At 55.8% G+C, this 15,678-nt stretch carries 17 protein-coding genes and 1 pseudogene; 10 read left to right on the forward strand and 8 right to left on the reverse strand.

Going from position 1 to position 15,678, the window contains the following annotated elements:
• Nucleotides 1–138: 138 nt before the first annotated feature.
• The 4 genes from QZ725_RS09885 to QZ725_RS09900 all read left to right on the forward strand — a co-directional run bounded on the left by QZ725_RS09885 (nucleotide 139) and on the right by QZ725_RS09900 (nucleotide 3,237).
• Nucleotides 139–927 carry an MBL fold metallo-hydrolase gene (locus tag QZ725_RS09885; RefSeq protein ID WP_293779046.1) on the forward strand — a complete coding sequence of 263 codons (789 nt, stop codon included), beginning with the start codon at nucleotides 139–141 and terminating at the stop codon, nucleotides 925–927.
• Nucleotides 928–1,001: 74 nt separating this feature from the next.
• Nucleotides 1,002–1,922 carry an ABC transporter ATP-binding protein gene (locus QZ725_RS09890; protein WP_293779048.1) on the forward strand — a complete coding sequence of 307 codons (921 nt, stop codon included), beginning with the start codon at nucleotides 1,002–1,004 and terminating at the stop codon, nucleotides 1,920–1,922.
• A gap of 21 nt (nucleotides 1,923–1,943) precedes the next feature.
• Nucleotides 1,944–2,705, forward strand: coding sequence for an ABC transporter permease (locus QZ725_RS09895; protein WP_293779050.1), 762 nt, complete (start codon nucleotides 1,944–1,946; stop codon nucleotides 2,703–2,705).
• A gap of 133 nt (nucleotides 2,706–2,838) precedes the next feature.
• Nucleotides 2,839–3,237, forward strand: coding sequence for a lysozyme inhibitor LprI family protein (locus tag QZ725_RS09900; protein ID WP_293779052.1), 399 nt, complete (start codon nucleotides 2,839–2,841; stop codon nucleotides 3,235–3,237).
• 20 nt (nucleotides 3,238–3,257) lie between these two features.
• Here the strand turns inward: QZ725_RS09900 and QZ725_RS09905 are convergent, their stop codons facing one another.
• Entirely contained in the window at nucleotides 3,258–3,686 is a 429-nt protein-coding gene (locus QZ725_RS09905) for a DUF4440 domain-containing protein (protein ID WP_293779054.1), read from the reverse strand.
• 78 nt (nucleotides 3,687–3,764) lie between these two features.
• Between QZ725_RS09905 and QZ725_RS09910 the strand changes: the two genes are divergently transcribed.
• Nucleotides 3,765–4,085, forward strand: a complete 321-nt coding sequence (locus tag QZ725_RS09910) for a GNAT family N-acetyltransferase (protein WP_293779056.1) — start codon at nucleotides 3,765–3,767, stop codon at nucleotides 4,083–4,085.
• 112 nt (nucleotides 4,086–4,197) lie between these two features.
• On the opposite strand, the gene QZ725_RS09915 is transcribed toward QZ725_RS09910, so the two are convergent.
• The 4 genes from QZ725_RS09915 to QZ725_RS09930 form a co-directional block, all read right to left on the reverse strand.
• Entirely contained in the window at nucleotides 4,198–5,256 is a 1,059-nt protein-coding gene (locus QZ725_RS09915; RefSeq protein ID WP_293779058.1) for an alkene reductase, read from the reverse strand.
• Between the two features lie 50 nt (nucleotides 5,257–5,306).
• Nucleotides 5,307–6,485: an MFS transporter gene (locus tag QZ725_RS09920; protein WP_293779060.1), complete on the reverse strand. Its 1,179-nt coding sequence runs from the start codon at nucleotides 6,483–6,485 to the stop codon at nucleotides 5,307–5,309.
• 31 nt (nucleotides 6,486–6,516) lie between these two features.
• Entirely contained in the window at nucleotides 6,517–6,828 is a 312-nt protein-coding gene (locus QZ725_RS09925) for a helix-turn-helix transcriptional regulator (RefSeq protein WP_293779062.1), read from the reverse strand.
• A gap of 126 nt (nucleotides 6,829–6,954) precedes the next feature.
• A complete protein-coding gene (locus QZ725_RS09930) occupies nucleotides 6,955–7,881 on the reverse strand; it encodes a LysR family transcriptional regulator (protein WP_293779064.1) in 927 nt (308 codons plus the stop codon).
• Between the two features lie 114 nt (nucleotides 7,882–7,995).
• On the opposite strand from QZ725_RS09930, the gene QZ725_RS09935 reads away from it, so the two are divergent.
• Entirely contained in the window at nucleotides 7,996–8,751 is a 756-nt protein-coding gene (locus tag QZ725_RS09935; RefSeq protein WP_293779066.1) for an SDR family oxidoreductase, read from the forward strand.
• Between the two features lie 6 nt (nucleotides 8,752–8,757).
• Here the strand turns inward: QZ725_RS09935 and QZ725_RS09940 are convergent, their stop codons facing one another.
• Together QZ725_RS09940 and QZ725_RS09945 are read right to left on the reverse strand one after the other, a co-directional pair.
• On the reverse strand, nucleotides 8,758–9,921 hold the full coding sequence (locus QZ725_RS09940; protein WP_293779068.1) for a PA0069 family radical SAM protein: 1,164 nt from the start codon (nucleotides 9,919–9,921) through the stop codon (nucleotides 8,758–8,760).
• An 85-nt stretch (nucleotides 9,922–10,006) separates the two neighbouring features.
• On the reverse strand, nucleotides 10,007–11,173 hold the full coding sequence (locus QZ725_RS09945; RefSeq protein WP_293779070.1) for an alpha-hydroxy acid oxidase: 1,167 nt from the start codon (nucleotides 11,171–11,173) through the stop codon (nucleotides 10,007–10,009).
• Between the two features lie 246 nt (nucleotides 11,174–11,419).
• On the opposite strand from QZ725_RS09945, the gene QZ725_RS09950 reads away from it, so the two are divergent.
• Both QZ725_RS09950 and QZ725_RS09955 read left to right on the forward strand, forming a co-directional pair.
• Nucleotides 11,420–12,598: an HPP family protein gene (locus QZ725_RS09950; protein WP_293779071.1), complete on the forward strand. Its 1,179-nt coding sequence runs from the start codon at nucleotides 11,420–11,422 to the stop codon at nucleotides 12,596–12,598.
• Nucleotides 12,599–12,640: 42 nt separating this feature from the next.
• A complete protein-coding gene (locus QZ725_RS09955) occupies nucleotides 12,641–13,090 on the forward strand; it encodes a PAS domain S-box protein (protein ID WP_293779073.1) in 450 nt (149 codons plus the stop codon).
• Nucleotides 13,091–13,319: 229 nt separating this feature from the next.
• Here QZ725_RS09955 and QZ725_RS09960 read toward each other — a convergent pair whose 3' ends face one another.
• Nucleotides 13,320–13,913 carry a restriction endonuclease gene (locus QZ725_RS09960; RefSeq protein ID WP_293779075.1) on the reverse strand — a complete coding sequence of 198 codons (594 nt, stop codon included), beginning with the start codon at nucleotides 13,911–13,913 and terminating at the stop codon, nucleotides 13,320–13,322.
• Nucleotides 13,914–14,053: 140 nt separating this feature from the next.
• Here QZ725_RS09960 and QZ725_RS09965 point away from each other — a divergent pair, with 140 nt between their 5' ends.
• Together QZ725_RS09965 and QZ725_RS09970 are read left to right on the forward strand one after the other, a co-directional pair.
• The gene (locus tag QZ725_RS09965; RefSeq protein WP_293779077.1) at nucleotides 14,054–14,599 is read left to right on the forward strand and encodes a D-alanyl-D-alanine carboxypeptidase family protein; all 546 of its coding nucleotides are present in this window, start codon (nucleotides 14,054–14,056) and stop codon (nucleotides 14,597–14,599) included.
• Nucleotides 14,600–15,273: 674 nt separating this feature from the next.
• A pseudogene (locus QZ725_RS09970) lies at nucleotides 15,274–15,678 on the forward strand (hypothetical protein); the annotation flags it as partial.

Consider the following 15,678-nt stretch of genomic DNA (forward strand, 5'->3'; position numbering starts at 1 on the left):
TTACCGGCCATTGATTTACATCAAAAAGGCCTGAACGCCCGCGCCATGTCACTTTTGATATAGGTCAACCGGTGAATGATGTGGGGATTCGATAATCGCGAATGTGCGGATAGTCCGTCCGCCTTTTTGAAGATACGCATGGCAATCGAACTTTTCAACGACGGCAAACACATCTGCCTGATGTTTTCCGATCTGGCAGACGAAGAAGGCGAATCGGTACAGTCCAATCAGTTCCTGATCGTTGAAAACGGCAATGGCATCCTGCTCGATCCCGGCGGCGTACTGACCTACAACGAACTGTACGTCGGCATGAGTCGCTACTTTCCACCGAAGCAATTGCAGTACGTCTTTGCCTCACACGCTGATCCCGACATCATCGCGTCGCTTCCTCGCTGGCTCAGCAATTCACAAACGCGTTTGCTGATTTCACGCGTCTGGTCGCGCTTCGTACCGCATTTCTGCCCGCAAGGAAAAACCGGCCAGCGCATCATCGATATTCCCGACGAAGGAACGCTCCTGCCGTTCGGTGACACCACATTCCAGATTCTGCCTGCGCATTTTCTGCACGCCGAAGGCAACCTGCAGTTTTACGATCCGACCAGCCGCATTCTGTTCTCGGGCGATATGGGTGCCTCCATGGTGCCGCCAGCCCAGGCGATCAGCGTGGTAACGAATTTCAATGCCCATGTCCGCTTCATGCAAGGTTTTCATGCGCATTACATGGTTGCCAACAAGGTGTGCCGTTATTGGGCGGCCATGGTGCGTGAACTCGATCCCGAATGGATCGTGCCGCAACATGGCGCGCCGATGAAAGGCCGTGAAGTCATTGCGCAATTTCTGCATTGGATTGAAAGCCTCGATTGCGGCATCGACCTGATGTCGCGTGGCATGTACGTACCCCCCGTCAGTATCAACATCCATCTCTGAACGCATCTCAGGTACAAGGCACAGTTTCGCGGTGGGCATTACAATGCCATGCATCAACGCATTTCGGAGTTCGCTTGGAGTCCATCATCCAGGTCAGAAAACTGACCAAGCAATATGCGTCCGGCTATCAGGCGCTCAAAGGCATCGACCTCGACATTCGGCGCGGCGAAATCTTCGCCCTGCTCGGCCCTAACGGCGCAGGCAAGTCCACACTGATCAACATCATTTGCGGCATCGTCAATCCGAGTAGCGGTCAAGTGCTGGCCGACGGTCACGACATCCTGGATGATTACCGCGCCGCACGTAGCAAGATCGGACTCGTGCCACAGGAACTGTCCACCGATGCCTTCGAAACCGTCTGGGCTACCGTCAACTTCAGTCGCGGCATTTTCGGCAAACCGAAGGACCATGCACACATCGAAAAGGTGCTGCGTTCGCTCTCCTTATGGGACAAACGCGACAGCAAGATTTTTGCCCTGTCCGGCGGCATGAAGCGCCGTGTAATGATTGCCAAGGCGCTATCGCACGAGCCGCAAATCCTGTTTCTCGACGAGCCGACGGCCGGTGTCGATGTCGAATTGCGACGCGACATGTGGGAAATGGTGCGCGGCCTGCGTGCCAATGGCGTCACCATCATCCTGACAACGCACTATATCGAGGAAGCAGAAGAGATGGCCGATCGCATCGGCGTGATTCGCAAGGGTGAAATCATTCTAGTGGAGGAAAAGCATGCATTGATGGCGCAGTTGGGCAAGAAACAGTTGCGCCTGCAATTGCAGCAAGCGCTGACCGTCATCCCTGCGGCATTGAGCGCGTTGCCGCTGGAACTGGCTGACAATGGCAATGAGCTCGTCTACACCTACGATACCCAGCGTGAACAGACCGGCATTGCCGAACTGCTGCGTCGACTGGATGAACACGGCATTGCCTTCAAGGATTTGCAATCGAGCCAGAGTTCGCTGGAAGAAATCTTCGTCAATCTGGTCCATTCGTAAGAAATTTAGGCACGAGTCTCCATGAATCTTTACGCCGTACGAGCCATCTACCATTTCGAAATGTCGCGTGCCTGGCGCACGCTGATGCAAAGCATCGCCTCGCCCGTCATCTCGACTTCGCTTTACTTCATCGTCTTCGGCGCGGCAATCGGCTCGCGCATGGCGGAGATCGATGGCGTCAGCTACGGCGCCTTCATCGTGCCGGGACTCATCATGATGACGCTGATGACGCAAAGCATTTCCAACGCATCGTTCGGCATCTTCATGCCCAAGTATGCAGGCACGATCTACGAAGTGCTGTCGGCGCCGATTTCGTATTTTGAAATCGTGCTCGGCTATGTCGGTGCAGCGGCCAGCAAATCCGTGATTCTCGGCCTGCTCATCCTCATTACGTCCGAATTCTTTGTCGACTTTCATATCCAGCATCCATTCTGGATGCTGTTCTTCCTGCTCCTGACGGCCGTCACCTTCAGCCTGTTCGGCTTCATCATCGGTATCTGGGCGACGGGATTCGAGAAACTGCAGATCATCCCCCTTCTGATCGTCACGCCGCTGGCTTTCCTCGGTGGCAGCTTTTACTCGATTAGCATGCTGCCCGATATCTGGCAAAAGATCGCGCTGATCAATCCGGTGGTTTATCTGATCAGCGGTTTTCGCTGGAGCTTCTTCGGTGTTGCCGATGTGCATGTAGGCATCAGTATCGGCATGACGCTGTTTTTCCTGGCCGTCTGCATGGTGCTGGTGGGATGGATTTTCCGTACGGGTTACAGGCTGAAGAACTGATGTCTGTGCAGAGGTAGACTTGTAATTGCAGCTTTATTGACGTTGCGCAAATTTTGCATCAAGCTGTTCGCGCATGATGATGACGTTGCCACCAACGTCCATCGCTCTCATCTCCACTTTCAGGGAACACACAATGAAAAAGAATCTGCTGTTTGTGCTGGCACTGCTGCCTTTCGCCGCTTCGGCGCAAAAAATTGATCCTTGCGTGACCAAGGGCAATGCACAGGAAATGAGCACCTGCGCCAAGGATGAATATACGAAGTCTGAAAAGGAACTGAAAAGGACTTATAACGCTCTGCTCAAGCAGATTCCCGACAAGGATGAAGACGGCATTCCATACAAGGCCGTCAAGAAGCAGCTTGAAAAAGCTGAAAAGGCATGGGCAGTATTCGTGGAAGAAGACTGCAAATCCATCAGCATCTACAACCGCGGCAGTGCGCTCAAGGATATCGAGTACTACAACTGCATGCGAAGCCACACCGAACAACGCACCGGCGACCTGAGCCGCTTCGTGCGCAAGCCCAAGTCCTGATTTTTCTCATGGAGCGGCCGTCAGCGCCGCTCCAATCCATGGCGCATGCTGCCATACGGATCGTCAATCACGTAACGCCACGAACCGTCCTCCTGCTTGCGCAATACCTCCAGCGTATCCACGCTTGCCTGCTTTTCCTCACCGCTCTCTGTTTTCCAGCTTAAGGTCGCCTTCATGCGATTGGTCGCCAGTTGACCATCGGCACTGATGGTTGCGGTAATGAACTCGATAGCGAAAGCAGGCTTCAACGCAATCAGCGCGAGATTATTGTCGCGAATGGCGGCCTCGCCTTGCAGCGCACGACCAGACTTGCTGAAGAGGATTGCCTCCTCTTCGTATAACGCGATGATAGTATCGATATCGCCCGTTTCGATCGCATGCACGAGAATGCGGCTACTGTCTTCGGGCATCATGGCAAGGGACGAGGAAGGAATCGGGACGACGGGCATGCAAGGCTCCTGGAGGCTGATGAAAAACAATGCGCTGGCATCAAAGAATGTCGCACGCATCACGATGCAGATTAACCTATGAACCCGCCCTTACCAAAGCGTTCCACGCAGGCACAACGTTTGACCATCGAGCACGATGGCAGCCTGCTGGGCTTTGTCGATTATTACGCGCTTGGCGGTGCCATCGTGATTACCCATACGGAAACCAATCCTGCGCTGACCGGCAAAGGGCATGGCAGCCAATTGGCGGAACAGGCGATTGCCCATTTCCGTACACAGCCTCAACCGCTGGTACCGATTTGCAGTTTCTTTGCGCATTACCTGCGTACACATCCCAAGCATCACGACATGATGACAGCGAACGTCAGACAACTGTTTGCGATGGAAATGCAAGACTAGCTCGATTCAGGCTCTTGCCTATCGCTGTATGTACCGCGATCAACGTGATCGACAACATCCCAACAAAAAGCCCTTCAAGACAAATTGCGATGAAGGGCTTTTACATGGCATTTCAGGCGGTCAGACTTGGGTAATCGGTATAGCCTTCTGCGGCACCACCATAGAATTTTTCGGGTCGTGGCGGATTGAGTTCCGCATCGACCGCCAGCCGTGCCGGCAGATCGGGATTGGCGATAAACAATCTGCCAAAAGCGACCGCATCGGCCTCCCCCGCCGCCAATACCTGCTCGGCCTGTTCCGGCGTAAAGGTATCGTTGGCGACATAGACACCGCCAAACTGCTTGCGCAATTGCAGGCCAAGACGGTCTGGCGTGTATTGCTCACGAATGCAGACAAAGGCAATGCCGCGCTTATCCAGTTCGCGCATGACATAACCAAAGGTGGCCAGTGGATCGCTGTCGCTGATCGAATGCGATGTGCCACGCGGCGACAGATGCACGCCGACCCGATCCGCACCCCACACTTCGATACAGGCATCGGTAACCTCCAGAAGCAGACGCGCACGATGTTCGACCGGTCCGCCATAGGCATCAGTCCGTTTGTTGGTGCTGCCCTGCAAGAACTGATCGAGCAGATAGCCATTCGCGCCATGCACTTCCACACCGTCAAAACCGGCGCGCTTGGCGTTTTCCGCGCCCTGCCGATACGCAGCGACAACACCGGGAATCTCTTCAAGCGCAAGAGCTCGCGGCACTTCGAATGATTTGTGCGGGCGCACCAGGCTGACATGCCCTTCGGCAGCGATTGCGCTGGGTGCAACCGGCAACTCTCCGTTCAGATAGATGGGGTCGGAAATCCGCCCCACGTGCCAGAGCTGCAGCACGATGCGGCCACCCGCCTGATGTACCGCATCGGTCACCAGCTTCCATCCGGCGACCTGCTCTTCCGACCAGATGCCGGGCGAATCCGGATAACCGACACCCTGCGGCGTGACCGATGTTGCTTCACTCAGGATCAGACCGGCCGACGCACGCTGCGCATAGTATTCGGCCATCAATGCATTTGGCACACGGCCCGGACTGGAGCGCAGTCGGGTCAATGGCGCCATGAAAACGCGGTTGGGCAATGACAGATCGCCGACCTTGATCGGCTCGAAAAGCAAACGGCTCATGATGTTCCTTTCATCGATAAGAGAACAAACGTTGATTCAGCAGGTTTCATTCAGCAACAAGCGGCGGCGGCCGGCGGCACCGGATCAGCCTTCGGTGCCAAGCGCATGGAAATCCGGGTAACAATCATCGCGGCGACGGCCAATATTGCCGCCACCAGCGGGACGGCCTGCAAACCGAAACCGGTATCGATTGCCATGCCGCCGGCCCATGCACCGAGTGCATTGCCGACATTGAAGGCACCGATATTGAGCGTGGCGACCAGATTCGGCGCGCCCTTGCCAAAGGTCATGACATTGATCTGCAAACCCGGCACGGCGGCAAAGCTGACCAGTGCCCACAGAAACAGATTGATTTCCATCGGTATCAGATGCGGACTGGTCCAGCGCACGATGGCACTGACGATGGCGAGCGCAATGAAAATGCCGGTCAGCGCCGTACCGAGCCGCCAGTCGGCAAGACGACCGCCAAGGATATTGCCTACCGTCAGGCCCAAACCGATCAGGAACAGCGACCATGTCACACCTTGCGGCGCCAACTGCGTGACTTCTTCAAGCAGCGGCGCAACATACGTGAAGAGCGCAAACGTGGCAGCCGAGAACAGTACTGTCGTGGACAATGCCACCCACAGTCCCGCGCTGCGCAATTCGCCGATTTCTGCACGGAGATCGGCTTTTTCTTCCACGCGTTGCGATGGCATGACGACCCACAAACCGATCAGTGACAACACGCCCAGTACGGCCACACCCCAGAACGGCATCTGCCAGCCGGCCAGATGGCCGAGCGCCGTACCCAAGGGCACCCCGAGTACATTCGCCAGCGTCAAACCCGTGAACATCAGAGCCACGGCCGATGCCTTGCGATTTTCCGGCACGAGACTGGCAGCGACCACCGAGCCAATGCCGAAGAAGGCGCCATGACACAAAGACGTGATGACCCTTGCTGCCATCAGAAAGCCGTAACTACCAGCGATGGCACACAGCACATTGCCGACGATGAAAATGCTCATCAGGATCAGCAAGGCACGCTTGCGTGGCAAGGATGCGGTAGCAACTGCCATGATTGGTGCGCCAATCGCGACACCAAGCGCATAACCGCTGATCAACCAGCCTGCACTGGGAATGGACACCGCCAGACTGCGTGCCACATCGGGCAACAACCCCATGATGACGAATTCGGTGGTGCCGATGGCAAAGGCGCTAAGTGCAAGAACGAGAAGAGCTAAGGGCATGACAGCTTTCGGTATGAGAAATAAGGGCGACTCACAAATCGCCGTGTATGGATTCGAGGAAAGCCGCAATCGTCTCTTCGTTGCGCTTGAAGAACACCCACTGCCCGATCTTGCGCGGCGTAATCAGGCCGGCGGCCTGCAGAGTCGCCAGATGGGCGGAAATCGTCGATTGCGACAAACCGCTGCGCTTGTCGATCTGGCCGCAGCAAACGCCAAAATCAAATGGATGCTCCTGGCCGGGAAAATGCGCTTCTGGATCCTTCAGCCAGGCCAGAATCTGCCGGCGAACCGGATTTGCCAGCGCCTTGTGAATGGCGTCGATGTCGATGGTGTATTGCGTCATGATTCGAAATAATCCGAAACAAATATTGAAAAATTCAGAATTTAATATCGCCATATTACGATATAAAATCAAACCATGCAGGACGCGGCAAATTACATGGGTGCGCTACCCGTAAACCTGCCCTGGTTACGCTGAAGATCCGTCTGAGCGATACGTTTGCAGCACGACGCTCAACCAGTCCATGAAGACTTGCACACGCTTGGGAAGATGGCGGCGATTCGGGTAAAGAAGCGAAACCGGCATGGGTGGCGCGAGACAACCAGGAAGAATTTCGACGAAACTGCCATCGCGCAAATGGTCGCGCGCACTGACACGTGGCACCTGAATGATGCCCAGCCCGGCCAGGCACGCATTGCTGTAAGACTCGGCATTGTTGACCGTGACGATGGTTTTCATCATGCACGAGGTATAAACGGCCTCGCCCGAACGCGCATCCATGTATTCAAAAGGTACCGGCCGTGTACCCAGCGTCGTGGCGTAGCCGACCATCACATGGTCCGAAAGGTCATCTGGGTGTTGCGGCGTGCCGTAACGCGCCACATAGGATGGGCTGGCGCAATTGACCATCTCGAACTCACCCAGCGAACGCACGATCAGGGCGGAGTCATCGAGCACGCCGATACGCATCACGCAATCGAATCCCTCCTGTACCAGATCGACACGGCGATCCGTGCTGCCAAGTTCGATCTCGATGCCTGGGTGCTGTGCAAGAAAATCGGCCAGCCGTGGAATCACTAGATTCTTGGCAATGCCGGTCGGCATGTCCACGCGCAACCGCCCGTGAAGCGTACTTGGCGTCTGTGTGAACAGGGTTTCCAGTTCTTCCACATCCGACAACAGGTCACGACAGCGCTCATAGAAGGTCATGCCGTCTTGCGTCAGTTGCACTTTGCGCGTGGTCCTGTGGAACAGGCGGGTGCCGAGCAGGTTCTCCAGTTGGCGGACCGAATTCGACACGCTGGCTTTGGGCAAGCCAAGGCTGTCAGCAGCACGTGTGAAACTCGCCAGTTCCGCCACGCGACGAAAAACCTGCATCGCTTCAAGTTTGTTCATGCTGTCTAGATTGTTCGCTATGAATGAACAGTCTAAATAAATTTAGTCAATTTATCCAAGCTGAATGTAGCAATACACTGCATTGCATCGACCTCATCTTGACAGGAGAAACACATGACGCACATCGCCCTCATTACCGGCGGCAGCCGTGGCCTTGGCAAAAACACGGCCTTGCAGCTGGCACGCAAAGGCACTGATATCATCCTCACTTACCAGAGTGCACGCCAGCAGGCGGAACAAACGGCGCAGGAAATCCAGTCACTGGGACGCAAGGCAGTCGCGCTGCAACTCGATGTCAGCAACGCAGCCAGCTTCGCGACTTTTACCAAGGATGTACATGCGGCATTGCAGCAAACATGGCAACGTGAACAGTTCGATGCGCTCGTCAATAACGCCGGCATTGGCATGCACGCCAGCTTTGCCGAAACGACGGAAGAACAATTCGATCAAATGGTGAACATTCATCTGAAGGGACCATTCTTTCTGACGCAGAAGCTGCTGCCCTTGCTCGCCGACGGCGGCCGCATCGTGAATATATCCAGCGGTCTCGCACGCTTTGCCCTGCCCGGCTACGCCGCTTACGCCACCATGAAAGGCGGGATCGAAGTCTTGACGCGCTACATGGCCAAGGAACTCGGCGCACGTGGCATCGCCGTCAATACCGTAGCACCAGGCGCGATCAAAACCGATTTTGGCGGCGGCGCCGTCCGCGACAATGAGCAACTCAACGCATTTGTCGCCTCGCAAACCGCACTGGGTCGCGTCGGCGTGCCAGACGATATCGGCGGCGTGATTGCGTCGCTGCTGTCGGAAGACAATCGCTGGATCAATGCGCAACGCATCGAAGCATCGGGCGGCATGTTTCTTTAAACGTCATCAGAACAGATGGAGCTGGCCGTCATTTTTCTCACTACGGCTACTCGCTCTGCCTGTTGGCGTAATGATGGGACGACGAAACTGGCTGGTATCCAGTCCGGCAAAACGATGTGCGCCCGGCTTGCCGTAGCGCGCAACAGCCTTCTCGAAGCGCTGCCGGATCAAGTCGGCCCAGACGCCCTCACCGCTCATGCGATTGCTGAACGCACTGTCGTAATCCTTGCCGCCACGCATTTCCTGAATACGGTTCATCACGCGTTGCGCGCGATCAGGGAAATGCGCTTGCAGCCATTCTCGAAATAACGGGCTGACTTCCCACGGCAGGCGCAACACGATGTAATGTGCACTGGTGGCCCCCGCATCGAACGCCGCTTCCACGATGCGTTCAAGATCCGGTTCCGTTACGAAGGGAATCACGGGCGCCACGCTCACGCTGACAGGAATACCCGCCTCGGCCAGCGTACGTATTGTGCGTAGCCGCCGTGCGGGAGAAGCGGCGCGCGGTTCAAGCGTGCGGGCGATGGCGGGATCGAGCGTGGTCAGGGTGACCGCGGTGGCGGCCAATCGGCGTTCTGCCATGGGGGCCAGCAAATCGATATCGCGCTCGATCAACGATGACTTGCTGATCAGTCCGACCGGATGCGCACAGTTATGCAGCACTTCCAGAACGCTGCGCGTCAACCGCAAATCTCGCTCGCAAGGCTGGTAACCGTCGGTATTGATGCCCAGTGCAATCGGTTGCGACACATAGCGAGGTCGCGCCAGTTCCTGCCGCAACAGATCGGCTGCATTGGTCTTGGCGTAGAGACGCGTTTCAAAATCCAGCCCCGGTGAAAGACCGAGATAACTGTGCGTCGGTCGCGCAAAGCAGTAGATGCAGCCGTGCTCGCAACCACGATAGGGATTCAGGGAGACGCCAAATGGGATATCCGGCGACGCATTACGACTCAGAATACTGCGCGCGGTCTCGTGAATGATATGGGTACGCAGGCGTGGCGCGCCCTCGACGGCATGTTCGCCGGCTATCTGTTCATCCCAACCGTCATCGAACCGTTCGCGCGACTGCAATTCGTACCGACCTTGCAGATTCGACACGGCACCGCGCCCCTTGCGAGCGGAAAGCGGTGCCTGAATGAAAACCGGCTGTTCGTCCTGATCGCTCATGACAATACCAATACTGTATATAAAAACAGTATTTTAAATCACAAACAGGACGCAGCAGTGTGAGGCCTGATAGCGCCCGATTCAATCAGGCGACGCTTTGGGGTGTCATCCAGGTACCGGGAATCAGAATCGATTTATCCACCTTGCGTACATCGGTCAGTCCGCAGAAAGCCATGGTGATATCCAGTTCACGCTCGATGATGTCAAGCGTCTTGCTGACGCCCTCTTCGCCCATCGCACCCAAGCCATACAGGAAGGCGCGACCGATGTAGACGCCTTTTGCACCAAGCGCGAGTGCCTTGATCACATCCTGCCCCGAACGAATGCCACTATCCATGTGCACCTCGATCTGGTTGCCGACGGCATCGACAATCGCCGGCAAGGCGGCAATGCTGGACAGCGCACCATCGAGCTGACGACCGCCGTGATTGGATACCACGATGGCATCGGCACCGCTCGCCACGGCGAGGCGTGCATCTTCGGCATCCATGATGCCCTTGATGATGAGCTTGCCATCCCAGCGCTGCTTGATCCATTCCACGTCTGCCCAGGACAGCGCCGGATCGAACTGCTGCGCCGTCCAGGCCGACAGCGATGACAGGTCCGACACATTACTGGCATGGCCGACGATGTTGCCGAAACTGCGGCGGGGCGTTTGCAGCATGCCCATGCACCAGCGCGGCTTGGTCATCATGTCGAGAATGTTGGGCAAGGTCAGCTTGGGCGGCGCCGACAACCCGTTTTTCAAATCCTTGTGGCGCTGTCCCAGCACCTGCAAATCGAGCGTCAGGACCAGTGCAGAACAGTTAGCTGCCTTGGCGCGTTCAATCAGGCGTTCGATGAAGCCGCGATCGCGCATCATGTACAGTTGAAACCAGAATGGCTTGCTGGTACGTGCAGCCACATCCTCGATCGAGCAGATGCTCATGGTCGATAGCGTGAATGGCACGCCGAAGCGCTCCGCCGCCCTGGCCGCAAGAATTTCACCATCGGCATGCTGCATGCCCGTGAAACCCGTTGGTGCCAATGCCACCGGCATGCGTACGTCCTGCCCGACCATGGTGGTGCGCAGGGTGCGGTTTTCCATATTGACCGCGACACGCTGACGAAACTTGATCGGTTCGAAATCGCTGCAATTCGCACGATAGGTGGATTCGGTCCAGGAGCCCGCATCGGCATAGTCGTAGAACATGCGCGGTACGCGTTTCTGGGCAAGTACACGCAAATCTTCAATGCAGGTGATAACGGGCATGGCGTCTCCTTGATCGCTCTATTGAATAATGAATCGGGATGGAACTTCCTGTCTGGCGGATTGTATTGTTTCCTTGCAGCGACGCACAGCCATTTGGGATGAATGCTTTTAAAGTAGCGGATGAATTCCTTGCGCGCATCTGCTCGAGTAGCTTGAGTATTAAATTTTTAAATTGCATTTAAAATGCAGCAAATTTAAACTTGCTTTTTGTCTCCAGCTCGCGATTGCGGGCAGCGCCAAGATTACATGCAATCTTCCCTACAAAACTGGCTTCGGTCCTTTCTTCCCACGCAAGGCTATGTCGACCGCTACGAGCGCATGCGCGGCTCTGCCGGCGCGTTATTCGGCCTTGTGCTCACGGGGGCAATCACTTATCTGATCCTTGGTGACAGTGTCGGCACCGCCTGGCTGATCGCGCCGATGGGGGCATCGTCGGTGCTGCTGTTTGCCGTGCCGTCCAGTCCGCTGGCGCAGCCGTGGTCCATCATTGGCGGCAATCTGCTGGCGGCAACCATCGGCATCACCTGTGCCAAGATCATCGACGCGCCAGTACTGGCAGCCGGCATGGCAGCGGGACTATCGATCGGTGCCATGTTCTGGTTACGCTGCATCCACCCGCCCAGTGGCGCGGTCGCGCTGACAGCGGTACTCGGCGGGCCGGCAATTCATGAGATGGGTTACCACTTCATTCTGGTACCGGTCTTACTGAATTCCGTGCTAATGGTTCTTACTGCCCTGTTCTACAACAATGCCACGCGCCGCCCCTATCCTCACCGGCCGCAAAGCGCTGCCGAGCAACCGCGCAAGCACGACACCACGGATGCTGCCCCCACTGACCGCGCCGGGATTACGGCACAGGATCTGGACGAAGTACTCAAGCGCTATAACCAGGTGCTCGACATCAGCCGTGGCGATCTCGAAGCCATCATGCTGCAGACGGAAATGCAGGCCTATCGGCGCAAGGTCGGCGAGACGAAATGTGCGGACATCATGTCACGCGACGTTGTCACCACCGAGTTCGGCACGCCTCTTGCTGAAGCATGGCAGTTGTTGCAACGCCATGATCTGACGGCCTTGCCTGTCATTGACCGTGGCCGCCATGTGATAGGCATCATTACCAAGGCCGACTACCTGAAACATGCCGAAGCGGAAAGCCATACCGGTTTGGGACAGCGTTTGGCGCATCTGATCCGCCCTTCCCAGCTTAGTCATAGCGAGAAGCAGGAAGTGGTCGGCCAGATCATGACCAGTGAGGTCGTGACGGCAGAGGCAACGCAATCGATTGTCGATCTGGTGCCACTGATGTCGAATCAGGAACTGCATCAGATCCCGGTGATCGATGAGAAGAAACAACTGGTCGGGATTCTGTCGCAAAGCGACTTGATCGCAGCCCTGTATGAAACCACGATGGCGGATCATCGATAAGATCGCACCATTTTCAAGCACAGCCATTCACCGGAGATAGCCATGCCCAGCAACGACTACGACGCCACCCTCGCCAAGAGCATTGTCGACCAAGCCACCGACGCCATCATCTTTGCAGACCGCGACGGCCTCGTGCGCATCTGGAACGCCGGTGCCGAACGCATCTTCGGTCACAAGGCGGAAGAAGTGATCGGCGGCACGCTGGATATCATCATCCCCGAACGCATGGTCGAAGCGCATAATCGCGGCTTCAACCACGCCATTTCGACCGGCGAGATGAAGTACGTCAACAAGGTGCTGACGACGCGTTCGATGCACAAGGATGGCAGCCGTATCTACGTCGACATGAGCTTCGACATGGTGCGCGATGCGAGCGGCACGATTCTCGGTGCCGTGGCCGTTGCGCGCGATGTGACAGAGCGTCAGGCCAACGATGCTGCCACCAAGGTCAAAATGGCCGAACTCGAAAAAGCTGTGGCCGACAAAGGCTGATGGACTGCCTCTGCGCGCTGAGCTGAACACGGGCCGGCTCAGACCTCTATCAATCCATTCCCGCGCCCTGTTCCGCACATGCATGCACTGCGCTCAGATTGCGGTCGCACATAAAAAAACCGACGAACCTTGCGGCCCGCCGGTTTGCTGACTGAGGTCGATTGTATCGACTCTTCTGCCTCCTCCACTGCTTCATGTGTCTGGCAACCATGAAGCCCCGGAATTCTTTTTAAACCTTGCCTGTTTCGGTATACCGCAGTTCCTTCAGCAGTTTAACCAACGGCATGTCGTGGATCAGCTTGAGTTTCTTTTCGGAAGCGAACTTCAGCGCATTATCCGTATATTCGCCGGCAGTGACGTAATACCCCTCATCCACACCTTCGCGCACAACCGCCTTATGCAATTCGCGTAAGGGTTCGATACCGGTGTTGGGTACTTTCCAGCGGCGGCAGCTTACCAGTGCGGTTTTGCCATCTGCCGTGATATGAAAATCGGCTTCCTGCATATCGATACGCTTGACGGCGAAACCGTCACGCAGCAATGCCACTTCGATTTCGGCTGAAAACTGATCCCAGGTGAGCTTGCGCATTTTCTGCAGCACTTCCTCAGTGCGCATCGGACCCGGCTCATCCCATTGCTGACGAAAGCGAATGAAACAGACGATCAGGAAGGGAATCCCCATGATCGTGCCGAACAAACGATAACCGGGAGGCATCGAAATTACACCGATCAAACCCATCAACACACCGATGAAGCCGCTCACGTACCAGTTGGCACGCAAGAGCTGGGCAAACACCGAATTTTTTGCCATCTTGAATTTCACGAAACGCTCTCCTTTTGCAGGCGGCATAATAACAAACTTCATCTGCCGCATACGGGTTTCCCCTTATCTGTTCGCGTTTTTTTGCTTGAGAAATCAGTTCCCCATGCTGAGAAACCGCAACGCAACTCATCCGAATCCGCATGAATACTGACTCTGCCGAAAACTACCGCGATCGTATCCACCTCGAACTGGCTCGATTGGGCATTCCCATGCAATGGATTATCGACAAGAAGTTACCCTTCTACCCGGAAGCCACCGAGCTGGTACGCGGCGATTGTGCGCCCGATGGTCGTGAATGCCTGATGACACCCGCCACTGCCATTGCCTGGCAAAACATGAAGAAGGCTGCACAAAACGAAGGCATCACGCTTGATGTGGTTTCATCCTTTCGTACCATCGAGCGCCAGATAGAAATCATTCAAGCAAAGCTGGATCGCAACATGCCGATGGATACCATCCTCACGCTGAGTGCACCGCCCGGCTACAGCGAACACCATACGGGCTGCGCACTCGACATCAATACACCAGGCTGCATGGCGACCGAACCGGAATTCGAAAACACGAGCGCCTATGCGTGGTTGCAATCGCATGCACATCGTTTCGGTTTTTCTCTCTCCTATCCGAAGGACAACACGCTGGGATTCATTCATGAACCGTGGCACTGGTTTTACGGACAGCGCGTCTAACCGCATGTTGCGCTATTCAGCATGAAGAGACGCAATACAAAAATAAAACCGCTTGGCGACTCTGCTTAAATAACAGGCAGAGCTCATGACATCGATTCTGCCTAAGCTGCCAGCATCATTCATGGTGTACCCACGAGGCTGAATCAAAATGTGAAACGCACATGGTACGTTTCGGCATCATCCACGACTGCCCAAGTCGTCTCGCAATAACCTACTGACGCGCCCAACACATATGGAAGGCGCCAACGAATAGGTACGCCCTTCTCAAATGACGCCATAAGCAAGTACAACGATGCGCTAGGCATCGCTATACATCTTCTCGCGCGATGCATTTCCATTATTCGCACGTCGTCATCATTCTGAGCAGCATCGCGCGATCAGTTGCCGTTCAGTCCAACCCTCACGCACATTCCCATTAAGAAACATTTTTCATGGGAAATTTCTTGTGTCCAGCCGGCAAAAACTGCCAAATCCGCATGGCCGAAGCTGACAGGATTTTGTCGCAAAGAAAAACAGGGGGCGACCTACTATCAAGCCAATCCAGATGAAACCAGACGGCCGCTGGCATCAGGTGGATTAACAGGCGAGATGCATGAAAAACGTTTTCCATCTCGCCGCATTCATCCGTCAACAAGATCGACATCCCATATCGATTCCTTTTCAGGAGAGTACAAATGAAACAGCAACTCATTGCAGCAGCCATCATTTCACTGTTTGCTGCCAGTGCAATCGCCGGCGGCCATGGCGGCAATTCACCGTCGATGCCATCGCCTGTCAGTAGCCAGGTTTCAGCGGTTGCCGTCGCAGGTGCAGGCGGTGCAGGTGGCGGTGCCATTTCGGGCAACGCCACTGGCGGCAGCACCACAGGTGGCAAAGCCTTTGGCGGTGATGCCGTGCAAGGCAACTACGGCGGCAATGCCAATACAGGAGGCAACTGGACCGGCACCGGGAGCGTATCGGCCACTGGTGGCGCAACAAACGCAGGCGGCACATCAGCAACTGCAAATGGTAGTGGCACGACGCCGGGCAGTAACGCTAACCACGGTTATGGCAATAACCGCGGCACAAGCGGAGGAGCG

Source organism: uncultured Oxalicibacterium sp. (assembly GCF_913776015.1).
In the GTDB taxonomy this organism is placed as follows: Bacteria; Pseudomonadota; Gammaproteobacteria; order Burkholderiales; family Burkholderiaceae_D; genus Oxalicibacterium.